Below are 17850 nucleotides of genomic sequence, written 5' to 3'. Positions count from 1 at the left end.
AACCGGCTCGGCTTCGCTCGGGCACCGCTCGGGGTGTCGCTTGACACGAAAATCGAACATCCATTCTTATGAAGGCTCCGGCGCGGCTGTGGACCGGGGGTTCGGTCATGATTTGGGTGGATATGCACCCCGGTTATCCACAGGCCGGGCCGACGTCGGGACGCATTGTCAGTGGCAGGCGCTAGCGTCTTTGACGTGAAGCGATCGACTCAAGCAAACCGGGTGGAACCCATGGCAGGAACCGACCGCGAGAAGGCGCTCGACGCCGCCCTCGCACAGATTGAACGACAATTCGGCAAGGGCGCGGTCATGCGCATGGGCGAGCGGTCGAGGGAACCCATCGAGGTCATCTCGACCGGCTCGACCGCGCTCGACGTGGCTCTCGGCGTCGGTGGTCTGCCGCGCGGCCGCGTCGTGGAGATCTACGGACCGGAGTCCTCCGGTAAGACGACCCTGACGCTGCACGCCGTGGCGAACGCGCAGAAGGCCGGCGGCCAGGTCGCCTTCGTGGACGCCGAGCACGCCCTCGACCCCGAGTACGCGCGCAAGCTCGGCGTCGACATCGACAACCTCATCCTGTCCCAGCCGGACAACGGCGAGCAGGCGCTGGAAATCGTGGACATGCTGGTCCGCTCCGGCGCGCTCGACCTGATCGTCATCGACTCCGTCGCCGCGCTCGTACCGCGCGCGGAGATCGAGGGCGAGATGGGCGACAGCCATGTCGGTCTCCAGGCCCGTCTGATGAGCCAGGCGCTGCGGAAGATCACCAGCGCGCTCAACCAGTCCAAGACCACCGCCATCTTCATCAACCAGCTCCGCGAGAAGATCGGCGTCATGTTCGGCTCCCCGGAGACCACGACCGGTGGCCGGGCGCTGAAGTTCTACGCCTCGGTGCGCATCGACATCCGCCGCATCGAGACCCTAAAGGACGGCACCGAGGCGGTCGGCAACCGCACCCGCTGCAAGGTCGTCAAGAACAAGGTCGCGCCCCCCTTCAAGCAGGCCGAGTTCGACATCCTCTACGGCCAGGGCATCAGCCGCGAGGGCGGCCTGATCGACATGGGCGTGGAGCACGGCTTCGTCCGCAAGGCCGGCGCCTGGTACACGTACGAGGGCGACCAGCTCGGCCAGGGCAAGGAGAACGCGCGCAACTTCCTCAAGGACAACCCCGACCTGGCCAACGAGATCGAGAAGAAGATCAAGGAGAAGCTGGGCGTGGGTGTCCGGCCGGAGGAGCCGTCGGCCGAGCCCGGTGCGGACGCCGCGGGTGCCGCCCCGGCCGAGGACACCGCCAAGACGGCCACTGCGGCCACCCCGGCCGTCAAGGCCACCAAGCCCAAGGCCGCCGCTGCCAAGAGCTGACCGTGACACGACGAACCGACTGGTCCGAGTACGAGCACGCCGGCTCCGGTGCCTCACGGGGGAGGGGCACCGGAGACCGTCCGGCCCGTGTTCCGGGCGGTGAGGACGCGTACGCGACCGGTGGAGACGACGGATACGGGGTCGGCGGGTACGGAGACGGTGCCTGGCCGGGCGAAGGGAGCGGTGAGCCGCACGGGGGCGGCTCGACCGGTCGCCCAGGGCGCGGCCGCCGACGGCGCCGCTTCGGGGAGCCGCCCGGTGCGGACGAAGGCTCCCCCTCCTCGTCGAGGGCCGGGCAGGGGGAGTCTTCAGGGGACCCGGCTGAGCGGGCACGGGCGATCTGCCTGCGCCTGCTCACCGGGACCCCGCGCACCCGCAAGCAGCTCGCGGACGCCCTGCGCAAGCGGGAGATCCCCGAGGAGGTGGCCGAGGAGGTGCTGTCGCGGTTCGAGGAGGTCGGGCTGATCGACGACGGCGCGTTCGCGGACGCCTGGGTGGAGTCCCGGCACCATGGCCGGGGGCTTGCCCGGCGGGCCCTCGCACGGGAGCTGCGCACCAAGGGCGTCGACTCGGCGCTGATCGAGGAGGCCGTCGGACAGCTCGACTCCGACCAGGAGGAGGAGACCGCACGGGAACTCGTCTCCCGCAAGCTGCGCGCCACTCGGGGTCTGGACCGCGACAAGCGCATCCGCCGCCTCGCCGGCATGCTCGCCCGCAAGGGCTACCCCGAGGGCATGTCCCTGCGCATCGTCCGCCGCGCCCTGGAAGAAGAGGGCGAGGACACGGACTTCCTCGGCGAGACGTCCGACTTCTGAACGCGCTGGCCCTGTCGGCGGCGGTGTCGCGCTCGCCGTGCCCAGCGCGTTCAGTGCCGGGTCGACCGGCCGGGGGCGCCGGTCGTCACGCCCCCGGCAGGGTTACCGGCAGGCCGGCCGAGCGCCAGGACTGGAAGCCGCCCACGAGGTCGGTGGCCCGGTGCAGGCCGAGTTGGTGGAGGGAGACCGCGGCGAGGGAGGAGGCGTAACCCTCGTTGCAGATCACCACGATGCGCAGGTCGTGACCGGTGGCCTCGGGGATGCGGTGGCTGCCCTGCGGGTCGAGGCGCCACTCCAGTTCGTTGCGCTCGACGACGACGGCACCGGGGATCAACCCGTCCCGCTCGCGCAGGGCCGCGTACCGGATGTCGACCAGCAGAGCCTCACCACTGCGCGCCGTGTCGTACGCCTCCCGCGCCTCGATGCGCCGGTAGCCGGTGCGGACCCGCTCCAGCAACTCGTCGATGCCGACCGGGTGGGGGTGCGGGGCGGCGCTCACTGCCAGTCCTCCGGGCGTTCGACCTGCTCCAGGCGCAGCACCTGGCCCGAGCGACTGTAGCGGCGGATGCGCGGGAGCGGTGGGTAGTAGGCGTGGACGGAGATCGCGTGTCGGTCGGGGGACTCGTTGAGGACCTCGTGCACATGGTGGCGGCCGAAGGCGCGGCCCTGTCCGGCGGGCAGCCGGCGCTCGCGGTCCACGCCCTCGGTGAGTTCCAGGGTCTTCCAGCCGTCCGTGGGCAGCCGGGCGGCGAGTGAGTTCTCCTTCAGCTCACCCGAGGCGGTGAGGAAGGCGCCGACGGATTCGGCGTGGTCGTGCCACCCGGTGCCGGCGCCGGGTGGCCAGCCGATCAGCCAGGCCTCGCTGCCGCCGGGTCCCTCCAGCCGCACCCAGGTGCGGCCCTGCGGATCGAGCGGGAGGGAGGCGAGCAGTTCGGCATCGGCCGCCGTGCGCCGTACGAACGCGAGGAGGTCGGCCTGGGTCGGCGCGGAGCCGGTGGCGGGGGACGCCGAAAGAGACGTCGAGGCAGACGAGAGGGACACGTGCACCGTCCTGAAGAGGGTTCGCGGAACGGACGCGCGACGGCGCCCGGAGAAAGAAGGGATGCGAATTCAGCAGGACGGCCGACACACACAGCCCGCGTAGCGGACGAGGTCCATATGGACCCTCCGCCACAGGCGCACACAGGTGTCGGTCACGACGGGAGTACAGCACGCCACCGAAAACCCGGTCAACAGACGGTCACGATGTGGACGGAGGGTGACGGCGCGCGGGGGAGTGAGGGGGCGCGAAGAAGCGAACGGCCGGGGCTTAGCGGGAGCGGGAGCGGGAGCCCGGAGGCTCATCAGAGGCGTGCGGCTGGCCTCGAGGCTCTTGGGGGCCCGGACCCCCGCACCTCCACACCTGCCACCCCCCCGTCACTCCGGCAGCCTCGTCACCGCACCCCCGCCTCCGCCCCCTCCCGCACCGCTCCCCCCACCGTCGCCTCCGCCGCCGAGTAGAGATCGGCGGGGCGGACGCCGTTGAAGGCGGTGACCAGGTGGCCGTCGGGGCGGACGAGGAGGACGCTGTGGGCCGGGGCGCCCGGATACGCCTCGGCGACCAGCAGCTCGGCGGGGTGCGGCAGGGCCGTCACCGCGGCGGCCAGCCGGGGCATCACGCCCGCGGACACCCAGTGCTTGCGGTCCCAGACGCCGGTGCCGGGAGCGATCAGCACGACGAGCAGTGAACCGCGGCCGAGGCGTTCGCGGAGGCGGACGAAGGAGCCGTCCTCCGCCGTGACGCGGACGTCGGTCACCGGGGCGCCGGGCGCGGTGTCCACCGGGATCTCGCCCTGGAGGCGGCCGGGCGTGAGGGGGGACTCCGTGTACGCGCCCGGCGCGCCGAGCGCCCCGCGGCCCAGGTGGCCGTCGGTGAGGAGCGCGTCGTGACCGCGGGCCGTACCGGGCACGATCTGCCGCAGCGCACCCCCGCCGCGCAGCCCCGGCAGTGCCTGATCGGCTGCGCGCAGCCGGGCGGCGACCACCGCGCGCCGCTCGGCCTGGTAGCTGTCGAGCAGCGCCTCGTGCGGCCCGTGGTGCCAGGCGGCGGCCAGCTTCCAGGAGAGGTTGTCGGCGTCCCGCAGCCCCTCGTCGAGCCCCTGCGTGCCCAGCGCGCCGAGCAGATGCGCCGCGTCGCCGGCGAGGAAGACACGGCCGTCGCGCCACCGCCGGGCCAGCCGGTGGTGCACGGTGTGGACGCCGGTGTCCAGCAGCTCGTACGGCGGTGTCGAGCCGTCGGTCCAGCCCGCGAGGGTCTCGCGGATGCGGGCCACCAGCAGTTCCGGCGTGACCAGGTCCTTGCCCGGCGGCAGCAGCCAGTCCAGGCGCCAGGCGCCGTCCGGGAGGGGGCGCGCGGTCACCTCCCCGGCGAAGGGCCCGGACGACCGCCATGGCGGCATCCGGTGCAGCAACGCCTGCCCTTCCCAGGGCAGTTCGGTGCGCAGCGCGGCGACCGCGTGCCGCTCCACCGCCGTACGGCCGGGAAAGCGGATGTCCTGGAGTTTGCGCGCGGTCGAGCGGGTGCCGTCGCAGCCCACCAGGTAACTTCCGCGCCACCAGGTGCCCTTGGGGCCACGGGTGTGCGCGGTGACGCCGGAGGGCTCCTGTTCGATCGCGTCCAGCCTGCTGTCGGTGGCGATCTCCACCAGCGGCTGGTCGGCGGCCGCCGCCCTCAGCAGCCCGGTGATCACATGCTGGGCGATATGCACCGGGGCGGGCTCGTCCGGGGCGAAGGCGATCTCGCCCACCACCTGCCGGCGGCGCAGCGAGCGCCAGCCGGTCCAGCGCACACCGTGGTGGTCGAGGGCCGCCCCGGTCAGCCGTTCCAGCAGCGCGGCGGTGTCCTCGCGCAGCACGGCGGTGCGCGCGGGCCTGGGCTCCTCCTTGCCGGGGCCCTCGTCCAGGACGACGGACGGCACCTCCTGGCGGGCCAGCGCCAGGGCGAGCGTGAGCCCGACGGGCCCCGCTCCGACGATGATCACCGGGTCCACGGCGCGACGCCCCCTGTCCGCGGCGATGCCTCGGTGGCGATGGGTGAACAGCAAGGTGAGGCCGGGTGCACGATCACAAAAGGTATGCAACCCATTGGGGGAGTATGCGTCAAGTGACCCTCGGGGGCAGTGGCGATCATGCCACTGCCCCCGGCCGAATCATGCAAATTAAATGATCGTCATTTCTTGGTGTCGTTGACGTCGTCGATTGCGGAGACGGAACCGGCCGCAGCCGCGCCGCTCGCCGCCGTGCCCGCGACGTCCGCCACGTCCTGCGCCCCCAGTACCGCGCCGGTCGACTTCCTGCCCCGCCGCAGCCGGCCCTCCAGCCAGTGCGCGAAGGAGGTCAGCGAGAAGTTGATGAGCACGTAGATCACGGCCACGACGGTGAGCGAGGCGATGAAGTTGCCGTAGTAGCCGCTCATCGTGTTGGCCGAGTTCAGCAGTTCGGGGAAGGTGAGGACGGCGCCGCCGAGGGCGGTGTCCTTCACGATGACCACCAACTGGCTGACGATCGCCGGGAGCATCACGGTGACCGACTGCGGCAGCAGCACCAGCCGCATCATCTGGCCCTTGCGCAGGCCGATCGCCAGGGACGCCTCGGACTGGCCCTTGGGCAGCGAGAGGATGCCCGCGCGGACGATCTCGGCGAGCACCGACGCGTTGTACAGCACCAGGCCGGTGACGACCGCGTAGAACGGCCGGTCGTCCGAACTGACGCCGGTGTACTGGGCGAACAGCGCAAGCCCGAAGATCATCAGGACCAGTACGGGGATCGCGCGGAAGAACTCGACCACGACCGCGGCGATCACGCGCACCCAGGTGTGGTCCGAGAGCCGGGCGATGCCGAGCACCGCGCCCAGCGGAAGCGCGATGACCATCGCCAGCGCCGCCGCCTCCAGGGTCTTCTGGAGACCCGGCCAGATGTACGTGGTGTACGCCTCGGAGCCGGAGAAGAACGGCTTCCACAGGGCCCAGTTCAGCTGGCCTTTGTCGCTCAGCGCGCTGTAAACCCACCAGACGAGGGCCGCGAGGACGACCAGGAAGGCCGCCGTGTACAGGACGTTGCGCCGCTTCGCGCGGGGTCCCGGAGTGTCGTACAGGACCGAAGTCATCGCTTCACCGCCACCTTCTTGCCCACCCAGCCGAGGATCAGGCCGGTCGGCAGGGTCAGGCAGACGAAGCCGAAGGCGATGACCGCCGAGATCGACATCAGCTGCGCCTCGTTCTCGATCATCTTCTTCATCAGCAGGGCCGCCTCCGCGACGTTGATCGCGGCGGCCACCGTCGTGTTCTTGGTCAGCGCGATCAGCACGTTGGTCAGCGGTCCGACGGTCGCGCGGAACGCCTGCGGGAGCACGACCAGGCCCAGCACCTGGGAGAAGCCGAGGCCGAGGGCCCGCGCGGCCTCCGCCTGGCCGACTGGCACCGTGTTGATGCCGGCCCGGATCGCCTCGCACACGAAGGCCGAGGTGTAGACGATCAGACCGAGCACGGCCAGCCGGAAGTTGATCGCGTCGAAGCCCTTGGCGCCCAGACTGATGCCCAGCGTCTGGTTCAGACCGAGCGAGGAGAACAGGATGATCACCGTGAGCGGGATGTTCCGCACGATGTTCACGTAGGCGGTGGCGAAACCGCGCATGAGCGGTACCGGGCCCACCCGCATGGCAGCCAGCAGAGTGCCCCAGACCAGGGAGCCCACGGCCGACAGCAGGGTGAGCTGCACCGTCGTCCAGAAGGCGCCCAGTACGTCGTAATGTCCAAGAAAGTCGAACACGATCTCCCGCGCTTCCGCGTGTAGGGATGCCCACGGTGCGCCGCCGTCAGCGGCGACGCACCGGCAGGGCGTTGCCTCAGCTCTTGACGTCGCCGATCTTCGGCGCGGGCTCGTTCTTGTAGTCGGCCGGGCCGAAGTTCTTCTTCACGGCCGCGGCCCAGGAGCCGTCGGAGACCATGGACTCCAGGGCCTTGTCGATCTTCGCCTTGAGGGCGCTGCCCTTCTTGACGCCGATCCCGTAGTTCTCGTTGGTCATCTTGAAGCCGCCGAGCTTGAACTTGCCCTTGAACTGGGCCTGGGCGGCGTAACCGGCGAGGATCGAGTCGTCCGTGGTGAGCGCGTCGATGGCGCCGCTCTGGAGACCCGACAGGCAGGCCGAGTAGGTCGGGTAGGTCACCAGGTCGGTCTTGAGGTTCAGCTTGGCCTTGAGGTTCTGGGCCGAGGTCGAGCCGGAGACCGAACACAGCTTCTTGCCGTTCAGGTCCTTCGGCGCCTTGATGGCCGTCTCGTCGGCGCGCAGCAGCACGTCCTGGTGGGCCAGCAGGTACGGGCCGGCGAAGTCGACCTTCTGCTCGCGCTCGGGGGTGATCGAGTACGTGGCGGCGATGAACTGGACGTCACCGCGCTGGAGCATGGTCTCGCGGTCCGCGCTCTTGGACTGCTTCCACTCGATCTGGTCCGGGCCGTAGCCGAGCTTCTTGGCGACATAGGTGGCCACGTCGACATCGAAACCCGCGTAGCCCTGGGGCGTCTGCTGGCCGAGACCGGGCTGGTCGAACTTGATGCCGATGGCGATCTTCTTGCCACCGGAGGACCCGTTGTCGTCCTTGCCGCCGCCGCACGCGGTGGCGGTGAGGCCGAGGGCGAGGACGGCGGCCGAGGCGGCGGTGACCTTGCGGAGCTGCATGCTGAACATCCTTCGAAGTGGTGAGGGACGAGGCCCGTCGGAGAATTCGACCCCTGGGCGCCTGCGACGGCCGCCCGCGGGCTCAGTGGTGCAGGATCTTGGACAGGAAGTCCTTGGCCCGGTCGCTGCGCGGGTTGCTGAAGAACTGCTCGGGCGCGGCTTCCTCGACGATCCGGCCGTCGGCCATGAAGACCACCCGGTGCGCGGCCGACCGCGCGAAGCCCATCTCGTGGGTGACGACGACCATCGTCATGCCCTCACGGGCGAGTTGCCGCATGACGTCCAGGACCTCGTTGATCATCTCCGGGTCGAGGGCCGAGGTCGGCTCGTCGAACAGCATGATCTTCGGGTCCATCGCCAGCGCCCGCGCGATGGCGACACGCTGCTGCTGACCGCCGGACAGCTGGGCGGGGTACTTGTCGGCCTGGGTGCCCACCCCGACCCGGTCGAGCAGGGCCCGCGCCTTCTCCTCGGCCTGCTTCTTGTCGGCCTTGCGGACCTTGACCTGACCCAGCATCACGTTCTCGAGCACGGTCTTGTGCGCGAAGAGGTTGAAGGACTGGAAGACCATCCCGACGTCGGCGCGCAGCCGCGCCAGCTCCCGGCCCTCGTGCGGCAGGGGCTTGCCGTCGATCGTGATGGTGCCCGAGTCGATCGTCTCCAGGCGGTTGATGGTGCGGCACAGGGTCGACTTTCCGGACCCGGAGGGCCCGATGACGACCACGACCTCGCCGCGGTCGATCGTCAGGTCGATGTCCTGGAGCACGTGCAACGCGCCGAAGTGCTTGTTGACGCTGCTCAGGACGACCAGTTCGTCGGACGCGGCCCTGTCCTCCTTGGCCACCGATACTTCGGTCATCGCTTCACGGCTCCGTCCTCCTCGGTTTCGGAGGACAGTAATGAGGGCCTGTGACCTGCGTCATCACATCTGAGGGAGATCTGAGCATCACGATCCGGTAGCCGCCGTGCACATCTCGTAGCGGCACCGTCAGGATGCGTATCGGCCACATAACGGAAGCGACGGGCAACCGGAAGCCACTTGACGACGTCCTGCTCCATCGGCGTCACTGCCATGGTGTCCGCGAGCGGGCACATGATCTGCAAGGCGGATAAACGATGTCCGTACGACCACTGAACCGGAGGGGGCCGGAATGAGACTGCTGCTCGTCGAGGACGACAACCATGTCGCCGCGGCCCTGTCCGCCGTGCTGACCAGGCATGGTTTCGATGTCACCCACGCGCGCAACGGCGAGGAGGCCCTGCGCGCCCTCGTCCCCGAGAGCGACGGCTTCGGCGTGGTCCTGCTCGACCTGGGCCTGCCCGACCAGGACGGCTACGAGGTCTGCGGCAAGATCCGCAAACGCACCGGCACCCCGGTGATCATGGTCACCGCCCGCTCCGACGTCCGCTCCCGCATACACGGGCTCAACCTGGGCGCCGACGACTACGTGGTGAAGCCGTACGACACCGGGGAACTGCTCGCCCGGATCCACGCCGTCAGCCGGCGCACCGCCCACGAGGAGCCCGCCCAGGCCGGCGACGACCTGCTGCACCTCGGCCCGGTGCGCATCGAACTGCCCACCCGCCAGGTCAGCGTGGACGGCTCGGTCGTCCAGCTCACCCGCAAGGAGTTCGACCTGCTGGCGCTGCTCGCCCAGCGGCCCGGTGTGGTCTTCCGGCGGGAGCAGATCATCAGCGAGGTCTGGCAGACCAGTTGGGAGGGCACCGGACGCACCCTTGAGGTGCATGTCGCCTCGCTGCGCGCCAAGCTGCGGCTGCCCGCGCTCATCGAGACCGTCCGCGGCGTCGGCTACCGGCTCGTCGCCCCGGCCGCCTAGCGGGGACCGCGTGCGCACACGGCTGCTGCCGCTGCTCATCGTCCTGATGGCGGCCGTACTCCTCGCCCTCGGTGTCCCGCTCGCCGTCAGCATGGCCGCGTCCGAGCAACAGCGGGTCGTGGTCGACCGGATCGACGACACGGCGCGCTTCGCCGCGCTCGCCCAGTTCGTCAGCGAGGGCCCCGGCGGCTCCCAGCGCACCGGCACGGACGAGCGCTGGGAGACGCTGCGCAGCGAACTCGACAGCTACTACGACGTCTACGGCATACGTGCCGGCGTCTTCTACCGCAACGGCTCCGCCATGGCCAACGCACCCGGCGACTGGTTCGTACCGTCCGCGGGGGAGGTGCGGGAGGCGTTCGACGAGGCGCTGCTCAGCCGGCGCAGCCACGACCCGCAGCAGGCGTGGCCCTGGCAGGACAGCCGACTGGTGGTCGCCTCACCGGTGATCCGGGACGGGGACGTGATCGCGGTCGTCGTCACCGACTCGCCCACCGGGCCGCTGCGCGAACGCATCCTGCACGGCTGGCTGCTCATCGGGGCCGGCGAGATCGCCGCCATGCTGCTCGCCGTCGGTGCGGCACTGCGGCTGACCGGCTGGGTGCTGCGGCCCGTACGGGTACTGGACGCCACCACCCACGACATCGCCACCGGACGGCTGAAGTCGCGCGTCGCGGCGGCCGGCGGACCCCCGGAACTCCGGCGCCTCGCCCACTCGTTCAACGAGATGGCGGATCACGTCGAGGACGTTCTCGAACAGCAGCGCGCGTTCGTCGCGGACGCCTCCCACCAGCTGCGCAATCCGCTGTCCGCGCTGCTGCTGCGCATCGAGCTGCTCGCACTCGAACTCCCGGAGGACAACGCGGAGATCGCTTCGGTGCGCACCGAGGGCAAGCGCCTCGCACACGTCCTGGACGACCTGCTCGATCTGGCGCTCGCCGAGCACGCCGAGGCCGATCTGAGCCTGACCGACATCGGCGCGCTCGCCGAGGACCGGCTGGCCGCCTGGACGCCGGCCGCCGAGGCCAAGGGGGTCCGGCTGACCGGCGACTGCCCGGCCACCACCGGCTGGGCCGACCCGATCACCCTGTCCAGCGCGCTGGACGCGGTGATCGACAACGCGGTCAAGTTCACCCCCGAGGGCGGCGCCGTGCAGGTCTCCGTCTCGTCCGGAGGGGACACCTCCAGGATCGTGGTCGCCGACACCGGTCCGGGCCTCACCGAGGAGGAACTCGCGCGCGTGGGCGACCGGTTCTGGCGCAGCGGCCGTCACCAGAACGTCAAGGGGTCCGGGCTCGGCCTGTCCATCACCCGCGCCCTCCTGGAGGCGGGTGGCGGCTCGATCGCCTACGGCCCCAACGAGCCGCGGGGACTGCGGGTGACGGTGTCGGTGCCGAGGTTCAGGGCTTGACCGAGCGGTAGTAGCGGCGGGCGCCCTCCTGGAGCGGGAGGGGGTCGGTGTAGATGGCGGTGCGCAGGTCGACCAGCTGGGCGGAGTGGACATGGGCGCCGATGCCGTCGCGGCTCTTGATCACGGTACGGGTCACCCATTCGGTGAGCCGGGGGTCCATGTCCGCGCGGGTCATCAGCAGGTTGGACACCGCGATCGTCGGGACCTGGACGCCGTGCTGGACGCCCGGATACGCCGACTCGGGCATGTTGGTGGCCCGGTAGTAGCGCGTGTCGTCGCCCTGTGCGTGCAGCTTGGTGACGAGGTCGGCGTCGATCGGGAGGAACCGGAAGGCGCCCTTCCTGGCGAGCGCGACCAGTCCTTTGGTGGGCAGGCCGCCCGACCAGAAGAACGCGTCGATCGCGCCCTGTTGCAGCCGGCCGGGCCCGGTGCCGATGCCGTCGGCGGAGGGAGTGATGTCCGTGCGCGGGTCGATGCCGGCGGCCCGCAGCACCCGGTCGGCTATCAGCTTCACGCCCGAGTCGGGCAGTCCGGTCGCCACCCGCTTGTGCCGCAGGTCGGCGATGCCGTGGATGTCCGAGTCGCTGCGCACGACGAGGTGCACGTAGTCGTCGTAGAGCCGGGCCACCCCGCGCAGGTTCCGGGCGCCGCTGCCGTGCCCGAGCTCGTACGTCTGCACCGCGTCGGCCGCCGCGATGGTGAAGTCGGCCTTCCCGGTCGCCACCCGCCGCACGTTCTCCTGGGAGCCCGCGCTGTTGAGGAGCTTCACCTTCAGACCGGGCATGTCCTTGGCCAGTTCGGCGCGCAGCCGCTCGCCGTACTCCTGGTAGACGCCCCTGGGGGTGCCGGTGCTGAAGACGATCGTGCCGCCCGGCGGCTTCTCGCCCAGCGGCAGCAGCCACCACAGCAGCAGACCGAGGACGACGGCACCGGCGGCCACGGCCGGCAGCGCCCGGCGTCTGCCGGCGCGCGCGAACAGCTTGGACATGCGGCGATCCTGCCAGCCGGGGTACGACGCTGACCAGGGCCGCGGCTGTGAGGTGGGCCGGGGGCGGGGGAGCGGGCGGGGGCCCTGTGGAGACGGCCGGAGGGCGGTCGGGCGGCGGGCGTTGTCGGTGGGGGCCGTTAAAGTCGACGCATGAGCACTTCGCCCGCCGATCTCGTCCGTGAGTTCCACCGCGCCTTCGGCCTGGACGCCCGCAGCACGCCCACCGAGGTCTCGCCCGAACTGGCCGCCCACCGCTGGGACATGCTCGCCGAGGAGGCCGCGGAGGTCGGCGAGGTCGCCGTCGAGGGCCCGTTGGACAAGCTGGCACACGAACTGGCCGACGTGGTGTACGTGGCGTACGGCACCGCCCTGGTCCACGGCATCGACCTGGACCAGGTGATCGCCGAGATCCACCGCGCCAACATGAGCAAGCTCGGCCCCGACGGACAGGTCAGTCGCCGCGCCGACGGCAAGGTCCTCAAGGGCGAGCACTACCGGGCACCGGACGTGTCGTCGGTCCTGCGCCGCCAGGGCTGGATACCGGCGGTGCGGGAGGACGCCGCGCCGACCGGCGCCCAGTAGCCCTCCGGGGAGGTCGCCGCCGGGGCTCAGGATCGCGGTCCGGTGCCGCCCAGGCGGGTCAACAGGCTTGCCAGGAGGGGGACTTCCTCCTCTCGCCAGGCCGGGGCGGTGAAGAGGTCCTCGGCGGTCTCCTCGGCCGTGGCCAGCATCTCCGCCAGGCGGTTCCGGCCCGTGCCGGTCAGCGAGGCGTAGGCCACCCGCGCGTCCCGCGCGTCCGGCTCCCTGGTCACCAGACCGATCCGCTCCAGGGGAGCCAGCGCGCGGGTGACCCCGGAGGCCGTCAGCCCCAGTGCCTCGGCGAGGTCGACGCGGCGCATCCGGCCGCCGGGTGCCTGGCCGAGCCGGAGCAGCAGGGTGAAGTCGGCGAGGCTCACCCCGTGCAGCCCGCCGAGCCGGGCGTCGAACCGCCGTACGAGCGCCGCCTGGGCCCGCACCAGACGCAGGGCGGCGTCCAGGGCGTCACTCATGGTCCGTGTTCATCCGGACAACAACTCCTTGCGAGTTCCTTGAGTAGTCAAGTTTAGGGCGTGGATGTGTGCGAAGGCGTCACGTGCCGGCCGACCGGGCCGCCCGGCGCCGGCGCTTGCCCAGCGGGGCCTGGGACAGGTCCTCGGCGGAGGAGCGGAGGTTCTTGAAGCCGTAGCCGCGCTCGGTCAGCCAGGCCGCGGCCGCCGTCTCGGCGCGCTCGGTCGCCTCCAGGATGTCCTCCTCTTCCTCCCCGGTGTCCGAGAAGCGGAAGACGAAGGCCGGCCGGGCGGCGATGTCGTAGGTCAGGCTGCCCTCGGGGGTGAAGGCGGCGTGCAGCACGTCGTGGGCGGCGGCGTCGGCGAGCAGCGCGGCCCGCTGGTCCTCGGTGAGGCCGTCGAAGACACCGCGCACGGTGACGCGGAAGGTCCGTGTGTTCATCCGGCGACCATAGGCATGCCGGGGCGCGGTTCTCCACCGGCTTTTCGCGACGGGGGCGACCTGCCTGGTCCGGAGGGACTGGGCGACCCGACGTAGGGCCCATTCCGTTTTCCCGCCACGGCCGGGGGCCGGCCACCTCGCCCGGCAAGCCCCTCGCCCCGTCCTCCGGCGGAAGGGCGCCCTGGCGAACGGGGCGGCGGAGCCGTCTCCGGGACCGCCTACCCTTGAGCCATGACCAGCAGCAGCGACCGGAGCCCCGCAGTGGACGTGCCCGCACCCAAGAGCTACGAGATCCGCACCTATGGGTGCCAGATGAACGTCCACGATTCCGAGCGATTGGCCGGACTGCTGGAAGAGGCCGGGTACGTGCGGGCGCCGGAGGACGCCGACGGTGACGCGGACGTCGTCGTCTTCAACACGTGCGCGGTGCGGGAGAACGCCGACAACCGGCTGTACGGCAACCTCGGACGGCTCGCGCCGCGCAAGGCATCCCGGCCCGGCATGCAGATCGCGGTCGGCGGCTGCCTCGCGCAGAAGGACCGCGACACGATCGTGCGCAAGGCGCCCTGGGTCGACGTCGTCTTCGGCACGCACAACATCGGCAAGCTGCCGGTGCTGCTGGAGCGCGCCCGCGTCCAGGAGGAGGCGCAGGTCGAGATCGCCGAGTCGCTGGAGGCGTTCCCCTCCACGCTGCCGACGCGGCGCGAGAGCGCGTACGCGGCCTGGGTGTCGATCTCCGTCGGCTGCAACAACACCTGCACCTTCTGCATCGTCCCCGCGCTGCGCGGCAAGGAGAAGGACCGGCGGCCCGGCGACATCCTCGCCGAGGTCGAGGCGCTGGTCGCCGAGGGCGTCTCGGAGATCACGCTGCTCGGCCAGAACGTCAACGCGTACGGCTCCGACATCGGCGACCGCGAGGCCTTCAGCAAGCTGCTGCGCGCCTGCGGCAAGATCGAGGGCCTGGAGCGGGTCCGCTTCACCTCCCCGCACCCGCGTGACTTCACCGACGACGTCATCGCCGCCATGGCCGAGACGCCGAACGTGATGCCCCAGCTGCACATGCCGCTCCAGTCCGGCTCGGACACCGTCCTCAAGGCGATGCGCCGCTCCTACCGGCAGGAGCGGTACCTCGGGATCATCGAGAAGGTCCGCGCCGCGATCCCGCACGCGGCGATCACCACCGACATCATCGTGGGCTTCCCCGGCGAGACCGAGGCGGACTTCGAGCAGACGCTGCACGTCGTGCGCGAGGCGCGGTTCGCGCAGGCCTTCACCTTCCAGTACTCCAAGCGGCCCGGCACCCCGGCCGCGACCATGGACGACCAGATCCCCAAGGAGGTCGTCCAGGCGCGGTACGAGCGGCTCGTCGCCCTCCAGGAGGAGATCTCCTGGGAGGAGAACAAGAAGCAGGTCGGCCGCACCCTGGAGCTGATGGTCGCGGAGGGCGAGGGCCGCAAGGACGGCGCCACGCACCGCCTGTCCGGCCGCGCCCCCGACAACCGGCTGGTCCACTTCACCAAGCCGGAGCAGGAGGTACGGCCCGGTGACGTGGTCACCGTCGAGGTGACGTACGCCGCCCCGCACCACCTTCTCGCCGAGGGCCCGGTCCTCGCCGTGCGCCGCACGCGCGCCGGCGACGCGTGGGAGAAGCGCACGGCCGCCGAGGCCGCCAAGCCGGCCGGCGTGATGCTGGGCCTGCCGAAGGTCGGCGTTCCGGCGCCCATGCCTGCGGTGTCGAGCGGGTGCGGCTGCGACTGAGGCGGCGCTCGACGGCCGCGGACGGGGTGACCAGCGGCTGCGCGGCCTGTCGGCTCCGGCCGCCGGCCGGAACCGGCGCGCGGGCTTTGAGACGCGGCTGACGCCGGGCGCGCGGGTGTGCGGCCCAGCCGGGCTGCCCCCACCCGCCGCTGCCGGGCTACCCTGCCGACCATGCTTGTCGCCGCCGCCGTCTGCCCCTGCCCCCCGCTGCTCGTGCCCGAGGTCGCCGCGGGCGCCGCACCCGAACTGGACACCGCGCGCGCGGCCTGCACGGACGCGCTGGGCGTGCTCGCGGCCGCGCGCCCGGACCTGCTGGTGGTCGTCGGACCCGCCGGGCCGGGCGAGGGCGGGCCGTACCCGCCGGGCGCGCCGGGTTCGTTCCGGGGCTACGGCGTCGCCCTGGACGTCCGCCTGGGGACCGGCCAGAACACCGCGGCGGCGCGCGAGCTGCCGTCCGCGCTGGCCGTCGGCGCCTGGCTGCTGGCGCGGACCGGCTGGGCGGACGCCCCCGTCGAGGGCCTCGGCGCCGAGGAGACGCTCACGCCGGCGCGGTGCGCCGAGACCGGCCGGGAACTCGCGGGCCGGGCCGACCGCGTGGCCCTCCTGGTCCTGGGCGACGGCAGCGCCTGCCGCACGGTCAAGGCTCCGGGCTACCTGGACGAACGCGCGGCACCCTACGACGCGGCAGCCGCCCGCGCCCTGGCCACGGCCGACCTCCCGGCCCTGCGCTCCCTGGACGCCGCCCTCGCCCGCACCCTGAAGTCCTCCGGCCGCGCCCCCTGGCAGATCCTGGCCGGCGCCGCCGAGGGCATGGGCCTCGACGGCAGCCTGCTGTACGAGGACGCGCCGTACGGCGTCGGCTACCTGGTCGCGACCTGGTCCTGACGGAACCGGCCCGACCGGCCCGCCTGGCTCACGAGGCCGGCGGCGGCCCCTGCGGCGGCGCAGGAGGGTTCGGCTGGGCGCCCGGTGTGCCTTCCGGGTGCTCGTCCATGTGCGCCAGGCGGTCCATGGCGTCCTTCGCCTTGCCCGTGCCCGCCTGGATCTTGTCGCTGTACTTGTGCTTGGTCCGCTCGTCCACGGCCTTGGCGGCCTTGTCGAGGCCCTGCTGCACCTTGTCGCCGTGCTGGCGCGCGAGGTCGGACACCTTGTCCTTGGCCGGGCCGAGCCTGGCCTTCATGTTGTCGAACAGGCCCATGATCAACCTTCCCTCGCGAAACGGCCGTCCGCGGACACCCTGCCCGGCAGCCGTGAAATCACGCCCATATCCACTCCATACGGTACTCGCGCGGGGACGTTCCCGCGTCACGCGGTGCGTACGACCGGGCCGCCGAGGGTCACCGCCGCGGACGGCCCGCACATGGCAGCTCACCTCGGGCAACGACCCGGTGACCGGCTCCGTCACGCAACTCGTTCGAGACCCCGCCGCGAGGTTTGCGAGACTGGTGCGGTGAGCAGCGCATCCCCCGCCCCCCGCGTCATCGCCGTCGTCGGACCCACCGCGGCCGGAAAGTCCGATCTCGGCGTCTTCCTGGCCCAGCAACTCGGCGGCGAGGTCGTCAACGCCGACTCGATGCAGCTCTACCGGGGGATGGACATCGGCACCGCCAAGCTGACGCCCGAGGAGCGCGGCGGCGTACCGCACCACCTCCTGGACGTCTGGGACGTCACGGTCACCGCCTCGGTCGCCGAGTACCAGAAGCTGGCCCGCGGCCACATCGACGCGCTGCTTGCCGAGGGCCGCTGGCCGATCCTCGTCGGCGGCTCCGGGCTGTACGTCCGCGGCGCCGTCGACAACCTGGAGTTCCCCGGCACCGACCCCGAGGTCCGCGCCCGCCTGGAGGAGGAACTGGCGCTGCGCGGCTCCGGCGCCCTGCACGCCCGCCTGGCCGCCGCCGACCCCGAGGCCGCCCGCGCGATCCTGCCCGGCAACGGCCGCCGTATCGTCCGCGCCCTGGAAGTGATCGAGATCACCGGCCAGCCCTTCACCGCCAATCTCCCCGGCCACGACTCGGTCTACGACACCGTCCAGATCGGCGTCGACGTGGCCCGTCCGGAGCTGGACGAGCGGATCGCCCGGCGGGTCGACCGGATGTGGGAGGCCGGACTCGTGGACGAGGTGCGCGCGCTGGAGGCGCAGGGGTTGCGCGAGGGGCGCACGGCGTCGCGCGCGCTGGGATACCAGCAGGTACTCGCCGCGCTCGCCGGGGAATGCACCGAAGCGGAGGCGCGAGCGGAGACCGTGCGCGCCACCAAGCGCTTCGCACGCCGGCAGGATTCCTGGTTCCGCCGCGACCCGCGTGTGCACTGGCTGAGCGGCGCCGAAGCCGACCGCGGGGAACTTCCGCGGCAGGCCCTGACGTTGGTCGAACGACCGGTCACAGCCTGATCACGTGATGGCATCGGGATGCGCCGCCGGTCATCGGCGCCTTCGGTGCCGTGCCATCATCGTGCTTCGATCGACCAAGTGGAGTCCT

20 protein-coding genes are annotated in these 17850 nt (G+C 71.6%); 8 read left to right on the top strand and 12 right to left on the bottom strand.

The window, feature by feature from the left end; genetic code table 11:
- Positions 1–231: 231 nt before the first annotated feature.
- Both recA and recX read left to right on the top strand, forming a co-directional pair.
- Positions 232–1362 carry a recombinase RecA gene (gene recA / locus ACZ7EC_RS21610; RefSeq protein WP_471064760.1) on the top strand — a complete coding sequence of 377 codons (1131 nt, stop codon included), beginning with the start codon at positions 232–234 and terminating at the stop codon, positions 1360–1362.
- Positions 1363–1364: 2 nt separating this feature from the next.
- On the top strand, positions 1365–2177 hold the full coding sequence (gene recX / locus ACZ7EC_RS21605; protein WP_471064758.1) for a recombination regulator RecX: 813 nt from the start codon (positions 1365–1367) through the stop codon (positions 2175–2177).
- A gap of 85 nt (positions 2178–2262) precedes the next feature.
- Here the strand turns inward: recX and ACZ7EC_RS21600 are convergent, their stop codons facing one another.
- The 8 genes from ACZ7EC_RS21600 to ACZ7EC_RS21565 all read right to left on the bottom strand — a co-directional run bounded on the left by ACZ7EC_RS21600 (position 2263) and on the right by ACZ7EC_RS21565 (position 8749).
- On the bottom strand, positions 2263–2676 hold the full coding sequence (locus ACZ7EC_RS21600) for a rhodanese-like domain-containing protein (protein WP_471064756.1): 414 nt from the start codon (positions 2674–2676) through the stop codon (positions 2263–2265).
- A complete protein-coding gene (locus ACZ7EC_RS21595; protein WP_471064754.1) occupies positions 2673–3218 on the bottom strand; it encodes a cupin domain-containing protein in 546 nt (181 codons plus the stop codon). Before ACZ7EC_RS21595 ends, ACZ7EC_RS21600 begins: the two co-directional genes overlap by 4 nt.
- A 69-nt stretch (positions 3219–3287) precedes the next feature.
- Positions 3288–3335, bottom strand: a complete 48-nt coding sequence (locus tag ACZ7EC_RS21590) for a hypothetical protein (RefSeq protein ID WP_309506048.1) — start codon at positions 3333–3335, stop codon at positions 3288–3290.
- A gap of 275 nt (positions 3336–3610) precedes the next feature.
- The gene (locus ACZ7EC_RS21585; protein WP_471064752.1) at positions 3611–5206 is read right to left on the bottom strand and encodes an FAD-dependent monooxygenase; all 1596 of its coding nucleotides are present in this window, start codon (positions 5204–5206) and stop codon (positions 3611–3613) included.
- A gap of 179 nt (positions 5207–5385) precedes the next feature.
- On the bottom strand, positions 5386–6321 hold the full coding sequence (locus ACZ7EC_RS21580) for an amino acid ABC transporter permease (protein WP_471064751.1): 936 nt from the start codon (positions 6319–6321) through the stop codon (positions 5386–5388).
- Complete coding sequence (locus ACZ7EC_RS21575; protein WP_471064749.1) at positions 6318–6983, bottom strand: amino acid ABC transporter permease; 666 nt, start codon at positions 6981–6983, stop codon at positions 6318–6320. Before ACZ7EC_RS21575 ends, ACZ7EC_RS21580 begins: the two co-directional genes overlap by 4 nt.
- Positions 6984–7059: 76 nt before the next feature.
- A complete protein-coding gene (locus ACZ7EC_RS21570) occupies positions 7060–7890 on the bottom strand; it encodes a glutamate ABC transporter substrate-binding protein (protein ID WP_471064747.1) in 831 nt (276 codons plus the stop codon).
- Between the two features lie 82 nt (positions 7891–7972).
- Complete coding sequence (locus tag ACZ7EC_RS21565; RefSeq protein ID WP_471064745.1) at positions 7973–8749, bottom strand: amino acid ABC transporter ATP-binding protein; 777 nt, start codon at positions 8747–8749, stop codon at positions 7973–7975.
- A gap of 292 nt (positions 8750–9041) precedes the next feature.
- On the opposite strand from ACZ7EC_RS21565, the gene ACZ7EC_RS21560 reads away from it, so the two are divergent.
- Both ACZ7EC_RS21560 and ACZ7EC_RS21555 read left to right on the top strand, forming a co-directional pair.
- Positions 9042–9728, top strand: coding sequence for a response regulator transcription factor (locus ACZ7EC_RS21560; RefSeq protein ID WP_471064743.1), 687 nt, complete (start codon positions 9042–9044; stop codon positions 9726–9728).
- Positions 9729–9738: 10 nt separating this feature from the next.
- The gene (locus ACZ7EC_RS21555; RefSeq protein ID WP_471064741.1) at positions 9739–11139 is read left to right on the top strand and encodes a sensor histidine kinase; all 1401 of its coding nucleotides are present in this window, start codon (positions 9739–9741) and stop codon (positions 11137–11139) included.
- On the opposite strand, the gene ACZ7EC_RS21550 is transcribed toward ACZ7EC_RS21555, so the two are convergent.
- Positions 11129–12127, bottom strand: coding sequence for a TAXI family TRAP transporter solute-binding subunit (locus tag ACZ7EC_RS21550; RefSeq protein WP_471064739.1), 999 nt, complete (start codon positions 12125–12127; stop codon positions 11129–11131). The genes ACZ7EC_RS21555 and ACZ7EC_RS21550 overlap by 11 nt on opposite strands.
- A gap of 150 nt (positions 12128–12277) precedes the next feature.
- On the opposite strand from ACZ7EC_RS21550, the gene ACZ7EC_RS21545 reads away from it, so the two are divergent.
- A complete protein-coding gene (locus ACZ7EC_RS21545) occupies positions 12278–12709 on the top strand; it encodes a pyrophosphohydrolase domain-containing protein (protein ID WP_471064738.1) in 432 nt (143 codons plus the stop codon).
- A 26-nt stretch (positions 12710–12735) separates the two neighbouring features.
- Here ACZ7EC_RS21545 and ACZ7EC_RS21540 read toward each other — a convergent pair whose 3' ends face one another.
- Together ACZ7EC_RS21540 and ACZ7EC_RS21535 are read right to left on the bottom strand one after the other, a co-directional pair.
- A complete protein-coding gene (locus tag ACZ7EC_RS21540) occupies positions 12736–13176 on the bottom strand; it encodes a MarR family winged helix-turn-helix transcriptional regulator (protein ID WP_471064736.1) in 441 nt (146 codons plus the stop codon).
- Between the two features lie 79 nt (positions 13177–13255).
- Positions 13256–13615, bottom strand: a complete 360-nt coding sequence (locus tag ACZ7EC_RS21535) for a DUF6204 family protein (RefSeq protein ID WP_471064734.1) — start codon at positions 13613–13615, stop codon at positions 13256–13258.
- Between the two features lie 231 nt (positions 13616–13846).
- On the opposite strand from ACZ7EC_RS21535, the gene miaB reads away from it, so the two are divergent.
- Positions 13847–15373, top strand: a complete 1527-nt coding sequence (miaB, locus tag ACZ7EC_RS21530) for a tRNA (N6-isopentenyl adenosine(37)-C2)-methylthiotransferase MiaB (RefSeq protein ID WP_471064733.1) — start codon at positions 13847–13849, stop codon at positions 15371–15373.
- Between the two features lie 171 nt (positions 15374–15544).
- Positions 15545–16258 (top strand): class III extradiol dioxygenase subunit B-like domain-containing protein, encoded by a 714-nt coding sequence (locus ACZ7EC_RS21525; protein WP_471064732.1) that lies wholly within the window; start codon positions 15545–15547, stop codon positions 16256–16258.
- Between the two features lie 28 nt (positions 16259–16286).
- On the opposite strand, the gene ACZ7EC_RS21520 is transcribed toward ACZ7EC_RS21525, so the two are convergent.
- Positions 16287–16571 (bottom strand): antitoxin, encoded by a 285-nt coding sequence (locus ACZ7EC_RS21520; protein WP_471064730.1) that lies wholly within the window; start codon positions 16569–16571, stop codon positions 16287–16289.
- Positions 16572–16823: 252 nt separating this feature from the next.
- On the opposite strand from ACZ7EC_RS21520, the gene miaA reads away from it, so the two are divergent.
- Positions 16824–17762: a tRNA (adenosine(37)-N6)-dimethylallyltransferase MiaA gene (gene miaA, locus ACZ7EC_RS21515; RefSeq protein WP_471064728.1), complete on the top strand. Its 939-nt coding sequence runs from the start codon at positions 16824–16826 to the stop codon at positions 17760–17762.
- Positions 17763–17850: the final 88 nt, after the last annotated feature.

Source organism: Streptomyces sp. NPDC037203 (genome assembly GCF_055605065.1).
This window is presented reverse-complemented; position numbering and strand designations above follow the sequence as displayed.

What these genes read in the sequence shown, in the direction of transcription:
- ACZ7EC_RS21525 (WP_471064732.1), top strand. Translation starts at nt 15,545, where the DNA reads ATGCTTGTCGCCGCCGCCGTCTGCCCCTGCCCCCCGCTGCTCGTGCCC.
- recA (WP_471064760.1), top strand. Translation starts at nt 232, where the DNA reads ATGGCAGGAACCGACCGCGAGAAGGCGCTCGACGCCGCCCTCGCACAG.
- ACZ7EC_RS21535 (WP_471064734.1), bottom strand. Translation starts at nt 13,615, where the DNA reads ATGAACACACGGACCTTCCGCGTCACCGTGCGCGGTGTCTTCGACGGC.
- ACZ7EC_RS21565 (WP_471064745.1), bottom strand. Translation starts at nt 8,749, where the DNA reads ATGACCGAAGTATCGGTGGCCAAGGAGGACAGGGCCGCGTCCGACGAA.
- ACZ7EC_RS21545 (WP_471064738.1), top strand. Translation starts at nt 12,278, where the DNA reads ATGAGCACTTCGCCCGCCGATCTCGTCCGTGAGTTCCACCGCGCCTTC.
- miaB (WP_471064733.1), top strand. Translation starts at nt 13,847, where the DNA reads ATGACCAGCAGCAGCGACCGGAGCCCCGCAGTGGACGTGCCCGCACCC.
- ACZ7EC_RS21520 (WP_471064730.1), bottom strand. Translation starts at nt 16,571, where the DNA reads ATGGGCCTGTTCGACAACATGAAGGCCAGGCTCGGCCCGGCCAAGGAC.
- ACZ7EC_RS21550 (WP_471064739.1), bottom strand. Translation starts at nt 12,127, where the DNA reads ATGTCCAAGCTGTTCGCGCGCGCCGGCAGACGCCGGGCGCTGCCGGCC.
- ACZ7EC_RS21580 (WP_471064751.1), bottom strand. Translation starts at nt 6,321, where the DNA reads ATGACTTCGGTCCTGTACGACACTCCGGGACCCCGCGCGAAGCGGCGC.
- ACZ7EC_RS21560 (WP_471064743.1), top strand. Translation starts at nt 9,042, where the DNA reads ATGAGACTGCTGCTCGTCGAGGACGACAACCATGTCGCCGCGGCCCTG.
- ACZ7EC_RS21540 (WP_471064736.1), bottom strand. Translation starts at nt 13,176, where the DNA reads ATGAGTGACGCCCTGGACGCCGCCCTGCGTCTGGTGCGGGCCCAGGCG.
- ACZ7EC_RS21570 (WP_471064747.1), bottom strand. Translation starts at nt 7,890, where the DNA reads ATGCAGCTCCGCAAGGTCACCGCCGCCTCGGCCGCCGTCCTCGCCCTC.